The 18,364-nt window shown below is 72.2% G+C and carries 14 protein-coding genes and 1 pseudogene; 10 read left to right on the plus strand and 5 right to left on the minus strand.

Annotation, left to right across the window (positions count from 1 at the left end; all coding sequences use genetic code 11):
• Positions 1–57 precede the first annotated feature (57 nt).
• Positions 58–1,152 (minus strand): polyprenyl synthetase family protein, encoded by a 1,095-nt coding sequence (locus AC3IYI_RS26105; protein WP_489406023.1) that lies wholly within the window; start codon positions 1,150–1,152, stop codon positions 58–60.
• Between the two features lie 607 nt (positions 1,153–1,759).
• Between AC3IYI_RS26105 and AC3IYI_RS26110 the strand changes: the two genes are divergently transcribed.
• The 7 genes from AC3IYI_RS26110 to AC3IYI_RS26140 all read left to right on the plus strand — a co-directional run bounded on the left by AC3IYI_RS26110 (position 1,760) and on the right by AC3IYI_RS26140 (position 10,921).
• Positions 1,760–2,317, plus strand: coding sequence for a cupin domain-containing protein (locus AC3IYI_RS26110; RefSeq protein ID WP_489406024.1), 558 nt, complete (start codon positions 1,760–1,762; stop codon positions 2,315–2,317).
• 15 nt (positions 2,318–2,332) lie between these two features.
• The gene (locus AC3IYI_RS26115; RefSeq protein WP_489406025.1) at positions 2,333–3,469 is read left to right on the plus strand and encodes a DegT/DnrJ/EryC1/StrS family aminotransferase; all 1,137 of its coding nucleotides are present in this window, start codon (positions 2,333–2,335) and stop codon (positions 3,467–3,469) included.
• Positions 3,470–3,595: 126 nt separating this feature from the next.
• Entirely contained in the window at positions 3,596–5,596 is a 2,001-nt protein-coding gene (locus AC3IYI_RS26120) for an FAD/NAD(P)-binding protein (protein ID WP_489406026.1), read from the plus strand.
• The gene (locus tag AC3IYI_RS26125) at positions 5,593–7,050 is read left to right on the plus strand and encodes a nitrosuccinate lyase (RefSeq protein ID WP_489406027.1); all 1,458 of its coding nucleotides are present in this window, start codon (positions 5,593–5,595) and stop codon (positions 7,048–7,050) included. The genes AC3IYI_RS26120 and AC3IYI_RS26125 overlap by 4 nt, the downstream gene beginning before the upstream one ends.
• 308 nt (positions 7,051–7,358) lie before the next feature.
• Entirely contained in the window at positions 7,359–8,489 is a 1,131-nt protein-coding gene (locus AC3IYI_RS26130) for a type III polyketide synthase (RefSeq protein ID WP_489411669.1), read from the plus strand.
• Positions 8,490–8,518: 29 nt separating this feature from the next.
• Positions 8,519–9,484: a class I SAM-dependent methyltransferase gene (locus tag AC3IYI_RS26135; protein WP_489406028.1), complete on the plus strand. Its 966-nt coding sequence runs from the start codon at positions 8,519–8,521 to the stop codon at positions 9,482–9,484.
• Positions 9,485–9,883: 399 nt separating this feature from the next.
• Positions 9,884–10,921: an AfsR/SARP family transcriptional regulator gene (locus tag AC3IYI_RS26140; RefSeq protein WP_489406029.1), complete on the plus strand. Its 1,038-nt coding sequence runs from the start codon at positions 9,884–9,886 to the stop codon at positions 10,919–10,921.
• A 51-nt stretch (positions 10,922–10,972) separates the two neighbouring features.
• Here the strand turns inward: AC3IYI_RS26140 and AC3IYI_RS26145 are convergent, their stop codons facing one another.
• Positions 10,973–12,889 carry an FtsX-like permease family protein gene (locus AC3IYI_RS26145; RefSeq protein ID WP_489406030.1) on the minus strand — a complete coding sequence of 639 codons (1,917 nt, stop codon included), beginning with the start codon at positions 12,887–12,889 and terminating at the stop codon, positions 10,973–10,975.
• A 325-nt stretch (positions 12,890–13,214) separates the two neighbouring features.
• Here AC3IYI_RS26145 and AC3IYI_RS26150 point away from each other — a divergent pair, with 325 nt between their 5' ends.
• Both AC3IYI_RS26150 and AC3IYI_RS26155 read left to right on the plus strand, forming a co-directional pair.
• Entirely contained in the window at positions 13,215–14,465 is a 1,251-nt protein-coding gene (locus AC3IYI_RS26150) for a sensor histidine kinase (protein WP_489411670.1), read from the plus strand.
• A 98-nt stretch (positions 14,466–14,563) separates the two neighbouring features.
• The gene (locus tag AC3IYI_RS26155) at positions 14,564–15,205 is read left to right on the plus strand and encodes a response regulator (protein ID WP_489411671.1); all 642 of its coding nucleotides are present in this window, start codon (positions 14,564–14,566) and stop codon (positions 15,203–15,205) included.
• Between the two features lie 56 nt (positions 15,206–15,261).
• Here the strand turns inward: AC3IYI_RS26155 and AC3IYI_RS26160 are convergent, their stop codons facing one another.
• The 3 genes and pseudogenes from AC3IYI_RS26160 to AC3IYI_RS26170 form a co-directional block, all read right to left on the minus strand.
• The gene (locus AC3IYI_RS26160) at positions 15,262–16,260 is read right to left on the minus strand and encodes an SMP-30/gluconolactonase/LRE family protein (RefSeq protein WP_489406031.1); all 999 of its coding nucleotides are present in this window, start codon (positions 16,258–16,260) and stop codon (positions 15,262–15,264) included.
• 105 nt (positions 16,261–16,365) lie between these two features.
• Entirely contained in the window at positions 16,366–17,349 is a 984-nt protein-coding gene (iscB, locus tag AC3IYI_RS26165) for an RNA-guided endonuclease IscB (RefSeq protein ID WP_489411672.1), read from the minus strand.
• 92 nt (positions 17,350–17,441) lie between these two features.
• A pseudogene (locus AC3IYI_RS26170) lies at positions 17,442–17,687 on the minus strand (RRXRR domain-containing protein); the annotation flags it as partial.
• Between the two features lie 166 nt (positions 17,688–17,853).
• On the opposite strand from AC3IYI_RS26170, the gene AC3IYI_RS26175 reads away from it, so the two are divergent.
• Entirely contained in the window at positions 17,854–18,291 is a 438-nt protein-coding gene (locus tag AC3IYI_RS26175) for a MarR family winged helix-turn-helix transcriptional regulator (RefSeq protein ID WP_489406032.1), read from the plus strand.
• Positions 18,292–18,364: the final 73 nt, after the last annotated feature.

Consider the following 18,364-nt stretch of genomic DNA (forward strand, 5'->3'; position numbering starts at 1 on the left):
TACGGACGCACGCAGGGCCTCCCGGCTTCGGCCGGGAGGCCCTGTGTCGTCGTCGGCTCAGCGGTCGCGGTAGGCCACCTGTTCGGCCATCTCGACCAGGCGCTTGTGCCAGTCGTCCGCCAGCGGCGCGTCGTCGAGCGCCGAGCATGCCGTCGCGACGAGCTGGTCGATCTGCTCCTCGACCTCCTGGCGGACGCCGGAAGCGAGCAGCGCGTCGCGCAGCTCGGCCGGGTCCCAGCCGCCGCTCCTGCCGTCCTCCACCAGCCGGGCCACCCGCTCGTCCTTGGTGGCCGCCAGGGCCAGCAGCAGGGTCATCTTGTGCTCGACGAGGTCCAGCCCGGCGGGCTTGCCGGTCGCCACCCCGTCGCCGAAGGCGTCGAGCAGGTCGTCGCGGAGCTGGAACGCCTCGCCGGCCGCGACCCCGTACTCCTCGAACGTCACCTGGAGTTCGGGCCGCCCGGCGATGGCCGCCCCGAGGGCGAGGGGCCGGTGGATGGTGTAGCGGCCGGACTTGCAGACGGCGACCCAGCGGGACAGCGCCGGGTCCGCCGTCAGCTCGGCGGCGAGGGCGATGTCCAGCTGCTGGCCGATGATCACCTCGGTGACCAGGTCGTTCCAGATCTGCAGGGCCGGGCCGGTCAGCCCGCTGGCGAGCCGGTTGGCGTAACTGAGCGCCAGGTCGCCGGCCAGGATGCCGATGCCCTCTCCGAACCGGCGGTGCTCGCCGGCCCAGCCGTGCTCCGCGTGGAGGGCGGCGTGCCTGGCGTGCACGGTGGGGGTCCCGCGCCGGGTGTCGGAGTTGTCCATGATGTCGTCGTGGATGAGGGCGAACACGTGCAGGAGTTCCAGCGCGGCCGCCGCCGAGACGACCGTGTCCTCGTCCGCCGTGCCGCCGGCCGCCAGGTAGCCGCTCACGCAGAAGGCGGGGCGCAGGCGCTTCCCGCCCGCCCTGACGATGTCCGCGACCGCCTCGACCGGTACCGCCACGCGGGCGTCGACGGCCGCCCAGCGCTCGGTCTCGGCCTTCAGGAGCTCGTCGATCGCGACGTCGACCCGGGCCAGCAGCTTGTCGCCGGCGCCACGGCCCACGTCCGTGCTCCCGGTGGGGGCCTGCGGCGTCGGCCGGTCTGGTTCCGCGGGAAGTGTGAACACGACGTTCTCCTTGGCAGTCACTTCGGTGTGGTGGCGCCGGGCCGCCGATCAGGCCGGCGGGAACCATTGAATTCAGGCCGCAGGATTTCGGACTTTCCGAGCTGCGACGGTCGCGACGGTCATCTTCGGTCACATGACTTGCCGGGTACTGAGGGGTGGATTGGTATTGGCTTGGAGGCAAGCCGATGCCAATCCGCGGAATAGTCGCGGCCAAGTCGCCGGTTGGCGCACGCGTGGACAATCGGCTGTAATGCGTGGTGCCGTCCTGCCCGGCCGGCGCCTGCGCGGCCTGGCCTCCGGCCTCCGTGGTGGCGCGTGAACTCACCTTCTGGTCAGGCGAGTTGGGTCACCTATCGAAGGTGGTCGGCCGCCGCGGCGGGGTGTCGTCCGGTCAATGCAATACCGCTTAATTCGGCGGCGAGTCGTCGTGCGCCCATGCGACTTGGGGAATTCTAGGCGGGCGGAAGGGGACCCTTGACGAATCCGTCACGGCTCGGTGATCCTCTTCGTGCAACCCATTAATAGAGGGGGCGGTCTAAAGCCGTCAGGCGGGTCGGCCGCTCGCCCTCGAGCGGGAATTCGCAGCGACTACGAGGAAACCAATCACATGAGCGGGCTCATTGTTCCACCCGGCCAGGGGCGAAAGCTGGTCACGAAGGCACAGGACGTGACCTTCAAGGTCACCGCGGCGGACGGCTCTTCCTTCTCGGTCTTCGAAGTGATCGTGCCCCCGGGCTTCGACGTCGGCGCGCACACGCACACCCAGTCGCAGGAGTTCTTCTACGTCCTGGAAGGGGAGCTGGAACTCCTGGCGTTCGAGCCCGCCGAACGCACGACGGACAGCTGGCGCGACTGGGAATCCGCCGCCGGGGACAAGGCCGTCCGCGCGACCGCGGGCAGCTGCATGTTCGTCCCCCCGGGCACCCCGCACGCCTTCCGCAACGCCTCGGACGAACCGGCGCGGATGCTCTTCCAGAGCTACCCCTCGCCCGATCACGAGCGCTACTTCGAGGAGATCGTCGAGATCTTCTCCGCCGGCCCCTCGGTGGACGCCGAGGCCGTCCGGCAGATGCGCGAACGCTATGACGTCAACCAGATCACGCCCCTGCGCTTCGAACCGCCCGCCCTTTCGGACCTCCGGTCCGCGACCGGCCGTACGGCGTAACGAGAGGTGACCACCATGGACAGAATCCCCCTCGTTCACGCGAGTCTGGGAGACAAGGAACTGGCCGCCGTCGCCGAGGTGTTCTCCTCGGGCTGGCCGGCCGGCCAGGGCCCGCAGGGCAAGGCCCTGGAGGCCCAGCTCGTCGAGCGCTACGGGGTCGGTGACGCCGTCTCGCTCAGCAACTGCGGCGCCGCGCTCCACCTGGCGATGCTCGCCCTGGGTGTCGAACCGGGCGACGAGGTGATCGTCGCCGACTACACCTTCCCGGCCCCCGCCCACGCGGTCCGCTACGTCGACGCCGTCCCCGTCTTCGCCGACGTGCGCGCCGACACCGGCACCGTGGACCCGCGGGCGGTGGAGAGCCTGATCGGACCGCGGACCGTCGGCATCATCGCGGTGGACACGGTCGGCCTGCCCGCCGACTACGCCGAGCTGAACGCGATCGCGGACCGCCACGGACTGTTCGTGGTCGAGGACGCCGCCTGCTCGGTCGGCGCCACCTACCAGGGGCGCCAGGCCGGCACGCTGGCACCGGTGGCCTGCCTGTCCTTCCACGGACGCAAGGGCGCCACCAGCGGCGAGGGCGGCGCGCTGCTCGCCGCCGACCCCGTGATCGGGCAGGACGCGCGGCTGCGGTCCTCCTTCGGCATCGGCAGCATCTTCGACCAGTCGCAGATCGTCGGCCTGCCCATCCCCGAGTTCACCGACATCGGCTACAACTACAAGATGTCGGACATCGCCGCCGCGATCCTGCGGGTGCAGATGGGCCGGATCGACGAACTGCTCGTCCGCCGGAGCGCCGTCGCCGCCCAGTACGGCGAACTCCTCGCGGAGGAAGAGCTCCTGACGCTGCCGCACGTGCCCGGGGACCGCACCCACGCCTGGCAGTCCTACATGGTGACCCTGGACCCGCGCGTGGACCGCGCCGGCCTCGCCGCCGCGCTGCGCGCCCAGGGCGTCGGCTGCGGACACGGCACGTGGGCGACCCACGTGCAGCCGGTGTACCAGTCCAAGCGCAAGTGCCCGGTCTCGGCCGACCTCTTCCAGCGCAACCTGGCCGTCCCGATGCACGCCGAACTCGACGAGGCGCAGGTCGAGCGGGTCGTGAGCGTCCTGCGGACCGAGCTGCGCACCCACGCGCGCAGCCGCTGAACCCCCGGCGCGGCAGCAGGACTCGGCTGCTGCCGCGCCGTCGTGCGAAGCGCGTCCCCCCACGCCGACGCCCGCGCCCGCCCCCGTACGTCCCTGACCCGAGCCGGAACCTGTGTGTGAGGAGTGTTGGTGCTTACGGTCTCCCTTGTCGGCGCGGGGCCGCGTGGTTTCGCGGTCCTGGAGCGGCTCTGTGCCAACGAGCGCAAGTCCCCGTCCCACCGAGCGGTGACCGTGCACGTCGTCGAGCCGTACGCACCGGGCCCCGGAAGGGTGTGGCGCACCGGCCAGCCGCGCCAGCTGCTGATGAACACCGTGGCCTCGCAGGTCACCGTCTACACCGACCACAGCGTGCTGATGGACGGCCCCGTGGAGGAGGGCCCCAGCCTCTACGCGTGGGCGGCCGACCTCGCCCGCGACGCCGAAGCCCCCGGGGTACGGGACCGGTTCCCCGCCGAAGCGCTGGCAGAGGCGCGCCGGCTGGGCCCGGACGACTACCCCACCCGCGCCTTCTACGGCGCCTACCTCGAGGACGCCTTCCGCGCGGTGACCGCGGCCGCGCCCGAACACGTCACCATCGTCGAACACCGCACCCGCGCCGTGGCCCTGACCGACGAGGCCGGACACGGCGGTCCGCAGACACTGGAACTGGCGGACGGCACGCGGCTCACCGGCCTGGACGCCGTGGTCCTCTCCCTGGGCCACGTACCGGCCAGGCCCAGCCGGGGCGAGAGCGCGCTCGCGCGGGCCGCCGCCGCGCACGGGCTGACGTACATCGCCCCCTCGAACCCCGCGGACGTGGACTTATCCGTGGTGGCGCCCGGCGAGACGGTCTTCGTCCGGGGCCTCGGGCTGAACTGCTTCGACGTGCTCGCGCTGCTCACCGAGGGCCGCGGCGGCAGCTTCGCACGCGAGGGCGACGCGCTGCGCTACCTGCCCTCGGGCCGCGAGCCCAAGATCGTCGCCGGCTCCCGGCGCGGAGTGCCCTACCACGCGCGCGGCGAGAACCAGAAGGGCCCCCACGAGCGCCACGAACCGCGGCTGCTCACCCCCCGGGCCATCGACGGGATGCACCGGCGAGCGGCGGACGGCGAGCGGCTGCACTTCCTCACCGACCTGTGGCCGCTGATCGCCAAGGAGGTGGAGGGCGTCTACTACGGCGCCCTGCTCGCGGCCCGGGGTCGGGAGCGGCAGCGCGAATCCTTCGTCGAGCACTACCTGGCCGCGCCGGACCCCGAGTCCGAGGACCGGCTGCTGGACTCCGCCGGCATCGCCCCGGAAGACCGCTGGGACTGGGAGACGCTCGCCCGGCCCTACCAGGGCCACCCCTTGCGCGATCGCGCCGACCACCGGGCCTGGCTCCTGGGCCACCTGGCCGAGGACGTGCGCCAGGCCAGGGCCGGCAATGTCCACGGCCCGCTGAAGTCCGCCCTGGACGTGCTGCGCGACCTGCGCAACGAGATACGCCTGGCCGTCGACCACGGAAAGCTGGAGGGCGCCTCCTACCGGGACGACCTCCAGAGCTGGTACACCCCGCTCAACGCGTTCCTGTCCATCGGGCCGCCCGCCTCGCGCATCGAGGAACTGATCGCGCTCATCGAGGCCGGGGTCGTGGAGGTCCTCGGCCCCGGCGTGCGGCTGCACGCCCCGTCCGCGGACGACCGCGAGGCCGTCTTCACGGTCACCTCCGACGTCGTCCCCGGCCCGCCGGTCGCCGCCACGGCCCTCATCGAGGCCCGGCTGCCGGAGCCCGACCTGCCGCGCACGGCGGAGCCGCTGCTGCGGCACCTGCTGGAGAGCGGGCAGGCCGCCCGCCACCGCATCGAGGGCGCCTGCGGCGTCGCGTACGAGACCAAGGGCCTGGCCGTGACCGAGCGCCCCTACCGGCTCGTCGACGCCGAAGGCCGGGCCCACCCGCGCCGGTTCGCCTACGGCGTGCCCACCGAGGCGGTGCACTGGGTGACCGCCGCCGGGAGCCGCCCCGGGGTCAACTCCATGACGCTCGGCGACGCGGACGCCATCGCCTGCGCCGTGCTCGCGCTTCCCGCCGCCGCCCTCGCCCCCGCCCCCGCCGGTCCGCCCGGACGGTACCGGCACTCGCCCACCGATCCCGTCGAGGTGAACGCATGAGCGCCGACAACCGAGCGAGCGCGCCGGGCACGGCGCCGGCCGGGTCCGGGTACGGACCCGACGCCGGGCTGCTGTCCCCGGTCCGGGCCGGCACCCCCGCCGAGGCCGCCACCTCCGACCTGGCCTGGCTGCAGGCCATGCTCGACGCGGAGGCGGCCCTCGCCCGCGCCCAGGCCAAGGCCGGCACCGTGCCCGCCGAGGCGGCCGACGTCATCAGCCGCGTGGCGCGGGCCGAACTGCTGGACGTGCGCGCCCTCGCCCTGGCCGCGCGCGAGACCGCGAACCCGGTGGTCGCCCTGGTCCGGGAGCTCACCCGGCTGGTCGCCGCCGAGTCCTCGCAAGCCGCCGAGTTCGTCCACCACGGCTCCACCAGCCAGGACGTCTTCGACACCGGCGCCATGCTGGTCGCCGACCGCACGCTACGGCTGATCCACGCGGACCTGGAGCGGTCCGTCGAGGCCCTGGAGGCCCTCGCCGCCCGGCACCGCGACACCGCCATGGCGGGCCGCACCCTCGCCCTGCACGCCGTACCCACCACCTTCGGACTGAAGGCGGCCGGCTGGCGCAGGCTGCTGCTGGACGCCCGGGACCGGGTGGCCGCCGTACTCGACGGAGGCCTGCCGGTATCGCTGGGCGGAGCCGCCGGCACCCTCGCCGGATACCTGGAGTTCGCCGGGCCCGGAGCGGGCCACGCCTACGTGGACCGGCTCCTGGACGCCTACGCCGCCGAGACCGGCCTGGCCCGCCCGCCGCTGCCGTGGCACGCGCTGCGCACCCCGATGGCCGACCTTGCCGGCGCCCTGGCCTTCGTCACCGGCGCCCTGGGCAAGATCGCCGTGGACGTGCAGTCGCTGACCCGGACCGAGGTCGGAGAGGTCAGCGAACCCGTGGTGCAAGGGCGCGGCGCGTCCTCGGCGATGCCGCACAAGCGCAACCCCGTGCTGGCCACCCTGATCCGCAGCGCCGCACTCCAGGTGCCGCTGCTGGCAGCCGGGTTGACGCAGTGTCTGGTCTGCGAGGACGAGCGCTCGGCCGGGGTGTGGCACGCCGAGTGGCAGCTGCTGCGCGAGTGCCTGCGGCTGGCCGGCGGCGCCGCTCACACCGCCGTGGAACTCACCGAGGGACTGGTCGTACGGCCCGAACGGATGCGGGAGAACCTGATGCTGACGGGAAGCCAAGTGGTCTCGGAGAGGATGTCCGCCGTCCTGGCGCCCCGCATCGGCAAGGCCGAGGCGAAGGAACTGCTGACCCGGGCGTCGGCCGAGGCGGAGCGGACCGGCGGCTCGATGGCCGCCATCCTGGGCGCGCTGCCCAAGGTGAAGCGGCACCTGACGGACGCCCAGATCGTCCGGCTGCTGGACCCGGAGGGATACACCGGCGACGCATCGGCCCTGGTGGACCAGGAGTTGGCCGACGCGGGCGAACCCCCGCACGCGCAGGCGCAGGCGGAGTAGGGAGCAGGGAAGCCCCGGCGGCGCGAGGAAGCCCCGGCCGGGGGCGGACGACCTCTAGGGTCGCCGTCCCCGGCCGGGGCGCGCCGTCGTTTCCGGCTGGTCCCGTAGCCGATGGGTTTCGGCCAACTTGCCCATGGGGCGATCCGCCCCCATCCGCGCGGTGAACCTCGGTGAAATGGCCCGGTGAAAGGCCCCGGTGAACGGCAAGTCACCGCCAAGCCAGCAGCAAGCGCCATACGGGATGTTGGGGAACGTACACGCTGTGAGGGCAGCAGAAATTCTCTACGTCAGAGAGACAGATGCCAGGTATGCCAATTCTATGTAAGCCTTCGGTGAGCGTGCCGGAACACATCATCACGATGGAAGACACTCTGGCATTCGCCAGGGAAGCGCACGCGGGCAAACCGCAGCTTCCGCTGGCCCTTCGACTGATAGAGAACACGGGGGTGCGAAAGCGGCACCTGGTCCAGCCGATCGAAAAGACGCTGCGCCACCCCGGATTCCAGGAGCGCAACCGCATCTACGAGCTGGAATCGAAGAAGCGGTGCCCGGAAGTCATAGAAAAGGCCCTGCAGAACGCAGGCCTGGTGGCGACGGACATCGACGCGATCATCTACGTCTCGTGCACCGGTTTCATGATGCCCTCGCTCACCGCGTGGCTGATCAACGAGATGGGATTCCGCTACGACACGCGCCAGCTCCCCATCGCGCAGCTCGGCTGCGCCGCTGGTGGCGCGGCGATCAACCGCGCCCACGACTTCTGCGTGGCGCACCCCGAGAGCAACGTCCTGATCGTCTCCTGCGAGCTGTGCTCGCTGTGCTACCAGCCCGATGCCGACGACGTCGGGTCGCTGCTGTCGGACGGGCTGTTCGGTGACGCGGTCGCGGCCGCGGTGGTGCGGGGAAGCGGCGGCGCCGGCGTACTGCTGGAGCGCAACGCCTCCTACCTCATTCCCCACACCGAGGACTGGATCTCGTACTCGGTCCGCGACACCGGATTCCACTTCCAGCTCGACCGCCGGGTTCCCGGGACGATGGAACCGATCGCTCCGGTGCTGGGCGATCTGGCCGCGCTCCACGGCTGGGACATCGGCGATCTGGATTTCTACATCATCCACGCCGGCGGCCCCCGCATTCTGGACGACCTCGCCAAGTTCCTGGGCGTGGACCGGACGGTCTTCCGTCACAGCTGGTCCACGCTGACCGAATACGGGAACATCGCCAGCGCGGTCGTCTTCGACGCCCTTCGCCGGCAGTTCGAGGAAGCCGAGCGCCTGACGGCGGGATCCACCGGTGTGATCGCCGGATTCGGTCCCGGAATCACCGCCGAAATGGTCCTGGGGAGCTGGGTTCCGGCCGCCCCGCAGCACACGGAAGGGCAGCCGGCCGCCCGGTCGGTGCCGCGTCAGCTCTCGGGAAGCATGGTGGGGACGGCATGACGGACACCCAGCCGACGTCGGATCGGATCATGCAGCTCATCACGGGGTACTGGGCGACCGGCATCCTGGGTACGGCGGCGCACTACTCCCTGTTCACGCACCTGGAGGACGGCGCGAACTCCGCCGCCCACCTGGCCGAGCTCGCCGGGATCTCCGAGCGCGGCGCGGGGGCCCTCCTCGACGGTCTGGTCAGCATCGGCCTGGTCGAGGTGGACGGGAGCGGCTACCGCAACACCGCCGAGGCGTCCGCCTTCCTGGTGGAGGGACGGGCCGAATCGCTGAGCGGGTTCGCCCAGCTCAAGATGGGCCACATGGGCAGCCTTTCGGTGCTGCCCGAGGTGGTCCGCGCCGGCGGCCCGCTGGCGGACGCCGTCGTGGAGGTGGCCGACAACCCGCACTGGGAGAAGCTCGTCCAGGCCATCGCCGCGCAGTCGGTTCCGGTCGCCAAGATCGCCGCCGAGACCCTGCGGCTGTCGGAGGCCGGCGAGATCTCCATCCTCGACATCGGCGGCGGATCGGGCATCTGCTCGGGCATCTGGCTGGAACTGAACCCCGAGGCGCGCTCGACCCAGCTCGACTGGGAGCCGATCAACTCGATCGCCCGCCGGCTGCTCGCCGAGCGGGGCGTGGCCGACCGCGTCAGCTACATCGACGGGGACTTCCACACCACCGGCTTCGGCGACTCGGCGCACGACATCGTGATGTACTCCAACATCGCCCATCAGGAGGGGCCGCAGGACAACATCGAGATCTTCGCCAAGGCCCGGAGCGCCCTGAAGCCCGGCGGCACGCTGGTGATCTCCGACTACATCGTCGAGGACGACCGCAGCGGTCCCCCCTTCGCCCTGACCTTCGCCTCGGAAATGCTGCTCAAGAGCAGGCACGGGGGCACCTGGCGCCGGTCCGATTACCAGGCCTGGCTCACCAAGGCGGGCTTCGGTGAAATCACCTTCCAGACCACGCCTTCGCCGACCACTTTGATCTTCGCGCGGTAGTCGACGGCCCTATTGCGGAGCGCCGGACGGAGGGGAAGCGGAATGGGCCCCGCCCCGGCGCTCCGAGCATGATCAGTGACGAGCGGAACGTCACCGCACGAGGGAGCGCGGGATTGCGAACGGTGCCCGGATCCACTTCCTCGGGCATACGGCTTCCGGCTGGCCAATGTTCAACTCGTGAGATTTTCAACGGGGGTTGTCATTGTTGATCGGCATGCTGGATCCTTCATGGTGCAGAGGTGACGACTCTCGTCATCCGGCTCAGGCCGGGGCGTACGCATCTTTCGGGGGAGCTTGATGAGTACAGAGGCAGTGAACGAAGAAATTGATTTCAGTGTGTTGACCGCAGACCTCAGGGGCGGCGGTAGGCGTGGTACGGACATTGTCGTCGGACAGCGTTTGGGAGGCAGTGGCAGGAGCACGCGGAGCGTCGCCGAGCTGGAGCGGGAAGTACGCGAACTCCGGCAGGCGAACGAGACGCTGAAGATGTACTTCACGATGGCGCTGGAGCTCGATCTCCAGTCGCCGCCGCCGGCCGCCGTCTTCGAGATGGCCCGCGAGCGGAGTGGTGCGCACGCCGTCGCGCCCCAGCCGCCCGCTCCACGGCCGCACGGCGGAGTCCGCTGGGCGCAGGAGGATCCCGAGGAGGCCGGGGACGCAGCGCCGGCCAAGGTGGAGTTCCGGGTGCTGGGTCCGATCGAGGCGACCATCGGCGGACGGTACGTCGACCTCGGGGCGACGAAGCAGCGGGCGGCGCTCACCTTGCTGGTCAGCCAGGTGGGCCAGCCCGTGTCGGTCGACGTACTGGTCGAAGCGCTGTGGGACGGACAGCCGCCCCAGTCGGCGATCTCCTCGCTGCACGCCTACATCGCCAACCTCCGGCGGGTGCTGGAGCCGGACCGCGCGCCGCGCAAGCCCGCGAAGGTGCTGCGCACCCGGGGTCGCGGCTACTTACTCGACAGCGGTGTCGTCGACGTCGACGCCCACCGGTTCGGCACGTGCGCGACCGCCGGCTGGCGGGCACTGGACCGGTGTGACCCGCAGCGGGCCCTCGAGGAGTTCGAGGCCGCGCTGGCCCTGTGGCGCGGGGAGGCGTACGCGGAAGTCTCCGACGCCACCCACGTGTCACCCGAGGTCGTACGCCTGGAGGAACTGCGCCTCTCGGTGGTCGAGGGACGCTGCGCGGCCCTGATCGCCGTGGGCGCCCACGAGGTGGCCGTCTCGGAACTGGCGGGCTTCACGCAGGCCCATCCGCTCCGCGAATACGGCTGCGAACTCTTCAGCCTGGCCCTGTACCGGGCCGGGCGGCAGGCCGACGCGCTCTCGGTGCTGCGGATGCACCAGCGGCGCATGGCCGAGGACCTGGGCATCTCGTCGAGCCCCGCGCTCCAGCGCCTCGAGGTCGAGATCCTGCGCCAGGCCCCGACCCTGGACTGATCCAGCACCGGGACCACCGGGACCACCGGGCTCGCCGGGGCCGCCGGGACTTCAGCCCGAGCCCAATCCGGCGGCGGTGCCGGGCACTTCACCCGACCGCGTCCTGCGCCGCCCCGTCCGGCGGCGCAGGACGCGGGCCGCCGCCGGCACGGTGCACAGGGCCGAGAGCGCGGCGCAGACACCGGCGACCGCGCCCATCGGGAGCCAGGGGACGACCACCGGCGAGTCGACGCCGAGGACCGCGAGGGCGGCGCGCATGCCCGCCAGGTTGACCGCGGTGACCGCCGTCCCCAGGAGGGCGCCGACCGCGGCCGCCAGGAGGGATTCGGCCGTCGTCACGGCGAGTACCTGGCCGCGCGTGGCCCCGGCCAGCCGGAGCAGGCGCAGGTCGCCGCCCCGGTCGGAGGTCGCCATCAGCAGGGTGTTGGCCAGCGCGATCGCCGTGTAGACCAGGGCGATGCCCAGGACCAGGACGTAGCCGAGCACCGTGAAGCGGTTCGTGCGCGGGTGCGTCGCCGTCAGCCACTCCTCCTTCGTGTGCGCCGTGGCCCCGTACCGGGCCGCCGCCCCGCGGACCGCCCCGGCCGCGGACGCGGGGGCCTTGACCTCGATGCGGGAGACCTTCGCGCCGGGCGCGTTGCGCGGCGTGACGTAGGCCCCGTTGTCGCCGGTGCCCGTCCGCATCACGGCCACGATCCGCAGCCGGGCCGCGGTGCCGTCCGCCAGCCACAGCGGTACCGAGTCACCGACCCGGTGCTGCCACCACTCCTGCGTGACGATGATGCCGCCGTCGTCCAGATCGGCGACCGAGCCCGCCACCACCGGCAGCCGGGAGACCTCCGCCAGCGCCGCCGGGTCGACCGCGAAGGCCTCCGTCGGCACCTTCACGAACCCCTCCTCCAGCACCGTCAGCCGGGTGTCGGCCACCGCGAGGGCGCTCGCCCCCGGGACGCCGGCCAACCCCCGTCCTGCCGCGGAGTCCGGCAGTCGCCCGCCGGTCAGTACGTAGTCCGCGCCGGTCCGGGCACGGGCCTCCACCGCCTTGGCCTCCTTCAGCGTCCAGGCCGATCCCAGCAGCGATCCGGTCAGCGCGACCATCACCAGCACCGGCGCCGCCACCGCGGCCGTCCGGCGGATCCCGGCGGCGGCGTTCGCCCGCACCAGCCGGCCCGCGTAGGAGGTCAGCCGGACCGGGACCCACATCAGCAGCCGCACGACGGGCCGTACGAGCACCGGAGCCAGCAGCCCGCACGCGGAGATCAGCAGCATCGGCTGCCAGGTGTACGTCTTGCGCTTGAGCAGCGAGCCCGGATCCGACCCCAGCCGCCACCCCACGAAGGCGACCGCACACAGCAGCAGCCCGCCCCCGGCCACCCAGCGCCCCGGGGTCATGGGCCGCTCGTCGGTCACGGCCTCGCGCAGCGCCTCCAGCGGACCGACCCGGCCAGCCCGCCGGGAAGCGGCGTACGCCCCCGACACCGCGACCAGCAGTCCCGTCCAGAACGCCGTGTGCAGCGGCCAGGTCTGCTCCCCGATCGCGTACCCGGCGGGCGCCAGCCCCTGGGTCACGGTCCACCGGGCCATCAGCGGCGCACCCGCACGGCCCAGGACGATCCCGGCCGCGGATCCGGCCAGCCCGACGGCCGCCGCCTCCGTCATCACGAGGCGCCGCAGCTGCCCCGGCGTCGACCCGGCCAGCCGCAGCAGCCCCAGCTCGCGCCGCCGCGCGGCCACCGCGTACGAGAAGGTCGACGCCACCACGAACGCCGCCACGAACGAGCTCACGCCGCCCGCGGTGCCCAGCATCGAGTTGAGGCCCACCACCTCGGCCCCCGCCGGCAGCGCCGCCGACGCGGCGAGCCCCAGCCCCATGACCGTCATCAGCGCGACCCCCAGGGCCACCGCAACGAACGTTCCCACCTGTGTCGTCCAGCGCCGCCGCAGCGACTTCAACGCGATCTTCAGCATGGTGTCCAGCCAACCGCCGGCGCGGCGCCCGGTCAGCGGGGCAGGGGCGAGTCCCGAGGGTATGGCCAGCCCTACCGCGCCGCGTCCGCCCGCCGCCTACCGTGAACGCATGCCGCCTTCCCTCCTAGGGCCTGTCGTCAAACTCCTGTCTGCCTCGCGACGCCTGGCACGCGCTCTCGCCGCACCGGACGGAAGCCAAGTACGTCCAGTACGCAGGCTTCCGCCCGGCACACCGAGAGCACGCACCAGACGCCGCGAGGCCGCCCTTCGGGCGACGACAGGAGTTCGACGACAGGCCCCAGGCCCGGCCGCCCCGGGCCGGTACCTGCGCACCGCCCGGCCGTGGCGCGCCGCCGCCTACCTGCTCACCGGCGGCATCACCGGTGCCTTCGCGTTCACCGTGCTGACACTGCTCGCCGTGACCGGGACGGTGCTCGCCGTCGTCCTCGTCGGGCTGCCGCTGCTGGCGGCGCTGGCACTGGCCGGCGTACCGTTCGCGGCCGTCGAGCGCCGGCGGCTGCGGCTGATCCACCCCGGCTCCGCACCCCTGCCCGACCCGCACCGCGATCCGGACCGTACGGGGCTCGCGGCGTGGGCCGGCACCCGCTTCCGCGAGCAGGCGACCTGGCGGGAACTGGCGTACGCGGTGCTCGCCGCCACCCTCCTGTGGCCGCTCGAACTGGTCGCCGTCGGCGCCGCGCTCCTCCTGCCCCTCGATCTCATGGCGACGCCGGTCCTGCTCGCCCTCGACGGGGAACAGGCCAACCCCCTCAAGATCCACGGCATCACCGGCTACCCCGAGGCCCTGCTGTGCGCCGCCGTCGGCCTGCTGCTCCTCCCGCTGTTCCTCTACGCGCTGGGCGTGGTGGCGGCGGCCCGCGCGGCCCTGGCCCGGCTGATGCTCGGCCCCGGTCCGGGCGACCTGGCCGTCAAGGTCACCGAGCTGACCAGCTCCCGCGCCCGGCTGGCCGCCGCCTTCGACGCCGAACGGCGGCGCATCGAACGGGACCTGCACGACGGCGCGCAGCAGCGGCTCGTCGCGCTGTCCATGTCCCTGGGCCTGGCCCGGCTCGACGCCCCGCCGGGGAGCCCGCTCGCCGCGCAACTGGCCGTCGCGCACGCCGAGGCCGGGCAGGCGCTGACCTCGCTGCGCGAGCTGGTCCACGGCATCCACCCGCAGGTGCTCAGCGACCGGGGCCTGCCCGACGCCGCCCTGGACATCGCCGACCGCTCGCCGATCCCGGTCGACACCGACTTCGACCTCCCCGGCCGGCTGCCCGAACAGGCCGAATCCGCGGGGTACTTCTTCGTCAGCGAGGCCCTGGCCAACGCGGCCAAGCACAGCGGGGCGGGCCGGATCACCGTCACCGGCCGGCACGACGGAACCCGCCTCACCGTGGAGGTGGCCGACGACGGTCGCGGCGGCGCGGACGCGGGGCGGGGGAGCGGGCTCACGGGGCTCGCCGACCGGGTGTCCGTCGTGGACGGCAGACTGACCCTGACCAGTCCTCCCGGAGGCCCGACCCTGCTGCGTGTGGAGATCCCTTGCATTCCGAAGGCACCGAAGGCCTCGTAGATCCGGCCGTCCCGGTACACCCGGCGGGGGGCGGATCCACAGGTCCTGATGCCCCGACAGGCCCCCCGGCAGCCCCCGCGGCAGCCGTCCGGCAGCCGCTGCGCGTGGTCCTCGCCGAGGACTCCGTGCTGCTCCGCGAGGGCCTCGTCGGGCTGCTCGCCCGTTTCGGCCACCACACGGTGGCGGCCGTCGGCGACGCCGCCGCGCTCGAAGCGGCCGTCGCCGAGCACCGGCCGGACATCGTCGTCACCGACGTGCGGATGCCGCCGGACCACACCGACGAGGGGCTGCGGGCGGCCGTGCGGCTGCGCGAGACCCGGCCGGACCTGCCCGTCCTGGTCCTCTCCCAGTACGTGCAGCGCTCGTACGCCGCCGAGTTGCTCGATTCCGGCGACGGGACGGCCGTCGGGTACCTGCTCAAGGACCGCGTCGGGCAGGTCGAGGAGTTCCTCGACGCCGTCGCGCGGGTGGCGGCCGGCGGGACCGTGGTCGATCCCGAGGTGGTGCGCCGGCTCATCAGCCGCCGGCGCGACCCCCTGGAGCGGCTGACGGCCCGCGAGCGGGAGGTCCTCGCCCTGGTCGCCGAGGGGCACTCCAACGCCGAGGTGTCCCGCCGGCTCACCGTCTCCGAGGCGGCGGTGGGCAAGCACATCGGGAACATCCTGATGAAGCTCGACCTGCCCCCGGCGCAGGAGTCCCACCGCCGGGTCCTCGCCGTCCTGGCCTACCTGCGGGGCTGACGGGGCCAGTCGACCGGACCCGTCTGCCGGACCCGTCCGCCGGACCTGCCGACGGGTCAGAACGCCCGGACCGAGGCGACCGTGAACGCGGCCGGCGCCCCGGTGGAGGGCAGCAGCGGCCCGCCGTCCTTGTCGAACTGGGACCGCACCACCAGGGTCCGCCCCGGCAGCCGGACCAGCGTGGTCGGGATCTGGAGCGAGGGGTCCGTGACGGTGCGCACCAGGCGGGCCCGGGTGCCGTCGGCCGACACCTGCCACCGGCTCAGGGTGTTCCGCGTGTTCTGGGCCGCGCGCAGGACCCCGCCGGGCGCGAGGTCGAGGCCGTCGGCGGTCTTCAGGTCGCCGCCGGTCAGGGCCACGCGGGAGACCGCGCCGGAGACCGGGTCGATGCGGTACAGATCGCCGGCCGTCATGTCGACGGTGAGCAGGAACCGCCCGGCCGGGTCCGCGGTGATGCCGTTGAGGCTGAAGCTGCCCGCCGGGGAGGGGGTGAGCAGCCCGCTCAGGTCGTAGGCGGGCTGCAGCGGGCCGGAGCCGGCGGCGAGTTGCTCCGGGGTGACCCGGTAGACCACCGCGCGGACGCTGTCGGTGAGGTAGGCGGTGCCGTCCGGGGTGACGGTCAGGTCGTTGAGGAAGCGCGGCCCGCTCCCCGGGATCTCGAAGTGGGCGGTCCTGGCCCCCGAGCGGGTGTCGTAGACCGAGACGCCCGAGGTGGAGTCGGTCACCCAGAGCCGGCCGTGCCCGTCGACCCGCAGTCCGTTCGCGGTGTGGCGCCCGTCGGTGCCCGGGGGCAGGAAGACCTCCGCCGCGCGCCCGCCGGAGCGGGCCCGGTAGACGGCGCCGTTCGTGTAGGAGCCGACGTAGACCGTGCCGGTGCGGGGGTCGGCGGCTATGCCCTCCGGGAAGACCCTCTCGCCGGGCAGGGTGAAGGCCGTGGAGATGTCCGTACGGGCCTCCTGGCGATCGGGGCCGCCCGGGGCGCCGGCGCCCGGGGCCGCGCCGAGGGTCAGGGCGGCGGCCAGGGTGAGCAGGGAGGCGGGCAGGAACTTCTTCATGGTCGGACTTCTTCCGTGGATACCCCTGCTTGAGCTGGGGGAGGAAACGGATCTTTGGGGTGGAGGTGCGGAGCGCCGGAGGTCTCTTCGCTCTGCCGGCGGCGGTCAGATGGCAACGGCGGGGCCTTCGGACCGGGTGGTGTGGGCATAGCCGTCGGCTCGTTGAAGGAGCCGGAAGTGCTTGTGTCCGATGCCCTGGATAAGGCCGTGTGCGGTTTTGATGTTGAATCGGCCGGTGGCGCGGACGGCGATCCGGCCGGTGTGCGTGCCGGCGTTCTTGCCAGTGGGGACAGCTGCGCTAGCCAGGTCGCCGGTCTGGTAGCCGAAGAACGTTTTCTGTCTGGGCAGCCGTAGGCGGGGGAAGCCGTACTTGTCGGGGCGGGTACGCGTGTAGGTGCCACGCCCGGTAGCGGCGACGGCGAGTACACGGGCCGGAGTACGGGTGACAGAGTTGAGTTCGCCGACGCACAGGGCGTCGAGGGTGTGGGCCTTCGGGGTGCCGGTGCGCTGCCGGTTCAATTTGGTGCGGCCACCTGATGCCGTGTGCACCATGGGAAAGGCGGCATCGAGAGCGCCCCACAGTGCCCAGCGGGTGGCGTTGACGGCTGCCGCGTCGCGGAGTGGGGCTTTGGCCTGGGCGAGGATCCGGGCCAGTTGCTTGGGGGATGTGGCCAGGAACTCTTCGACCGGCGTGTTGTCCTTCTTCCGGTTGCAGGCGATACAGGCGGTACACAGGTTGGAGATGCGGTCGCTGCCGCCCCGGCTGCGGGGGTGGATGTGGTCGATGTTGAGCGGTACTCCGGTGGCGCCGCAGTAGGCGCAGGCCCTGCCCCACTTGGCGAGGAGGTATTCGCGGACTTCTGTGCCGTGCAAGGTGCCGTGCTGGTACTCGGCCCTCTCCAGCGGTCCGCCGTGGGACATCGCGTGGGTGTCGAACGCGACCCGTTCCACGTGCACCGCACGGACGGGAGCCCAGCGTGCGAGCCGGGCGGCCCATGACATCGTGGTGTCCACCCGGTGACGCAGCGACGGGGCGAGCCAGCCCTTGGGGCGGGTGCGGTTGGAGAAGCGGGGCGCGCGGTAGCGCAGGTTACGGGTGCGCCTGCCACGCCTATAGGCGTGGCACGAGCGGTGAGCTTGTCCCGGATGATGCCGCCCCGGTGTGCGAGTTCGACCGCGTACAGGCCGCGCCGCTCACCGTCCCTGGAGGTGAACACGGCGACCCCGGTGTGCTTGGAGCCCGGGTCGATGCCGAGTTCCACACCATCCACCTGCGATGCGGAAACCGTGCGGTCCTTGAGGCGGATCACGAACGGGGTGTGCCGGGCCACGACGGCCCGTCCCTGGTGGAGGAGTTTGCGGGCTCTGGCGGGTGTACAGGTGGGTGGGTCTTCTGTCCTACGCGATACGTAGCCAACTTCGTTCACCTCCGCATACGTGTTGGCTGGTGCTGGTAACGGCGGCCCTCAGCGAGTACGGCTGAAAGCCCCCTCAGTCAGGAGGGGGATCCCGTTACCGGACGTCCCCTTCTCTGTGTATGTACTCGAATGTAAATTAGAGTTCTAATGCATGCAAGGGCTTTATGATGCGGGGATGACTTCCATGCCCGCCGAGGAGCGCATCGGCTCCCACATCAAGCGCGCCGAACAGGCGCTCCTCGGGGCCAAGAACGCGGCGGTGAAGCCGGCCGCAGTAACGGTTCCGCAGTACGCCGCCCTGCTCTGGCTCGCCGAGAAGCCCGGGATCTCCGCCGCCTCGCTCGCCCGCCTGTGCGGGGTGACGCCGCCGACCATGAACACCGTGCTGAAGAACCTCTCGGAGCGCGGCCTCATCGAGCGGACCCCGCACGAACTGCACCGCAACGTCCTGGAGATCCGGCTCACCGGGGAGGGGCGCTCCGTGATGGAGCTGGCCGACGCGGGGGCGGTGGCGGTGGAGCGGGCGCTCGCCGCCGAGTTCAGCGGCGAGGAGCGGAAGCTGCTGATCGGACTGCTCGGGCGGTGTGCGGGGGTCCTCGACGCCCTGAGGTGAAGCGCCCGGGATTCGGATCATGTTTTTGCGTTGATTTGGAACTTTCCGGGGGATTCACACATCAGGACTAGGG

This window comes from Streptomyces sp. GL_148 (genome assembly GCF_057834205.1).

Coding starts and splice junctions, on each gene's coding strand:
- AC3IYI_RS26160 (WP_489406031.1), bottom strand. CDS start 16,260: ATGAAGAAGTTCCTGCCCGCCTCCCTGCTCACCCTGGCCGCCGCCCTG.
- AC3IYI_RS26115 (WP_489406025.1), top strand. CDS start 2,333: ATGGACAGAATCCCCCTCGTTCACGCGAGTCTGGGAGACAAGGAACTG.
- AC3IYI_RS26145 (WP_489406030.1), bottom strand. CDS start 12,889: ATGCTGAAGATCGCGTTGAAGTCGCTGCGGCGGCGCTGGACGACACAG.
- AC3IYI_RS26130 (WP_489411669.1), top strand. CDS start 7,359: ATGCCAATTCTATGTAAGCCTTCGGTGAGCGTGCCGGAACACATCATC.
- AC3IYI_RS26175 (WP_489406032.1), top strand. CDS start 17,854: ATGACTTCCATGCCCGCCGAGGAGCGCATCGGCTCCCACATCAAGCGC.
- AC3IYI_RS26125 (WP_489406027.1), top strand. CDS start 5,593: ATGAGCGCCGACAACCGAGCGAGCGCGCCGGGCACGGCGCCGGCCGGG.
- AC3IYI_RS26135 (WP_489406028.1), top strand. CDS start 8,519: ATGCAGCTCATCACGGGGTACTGGGCGACCGGCATCCTGGGTACGGCG.
- AC3IYI_RS26110 (WP_489406024.1), top strand. CDS start 1,760: ATGAGCGGGCTCATTGTTCCACCCGGCCAGGGGCGAAAGCTGGTCACG.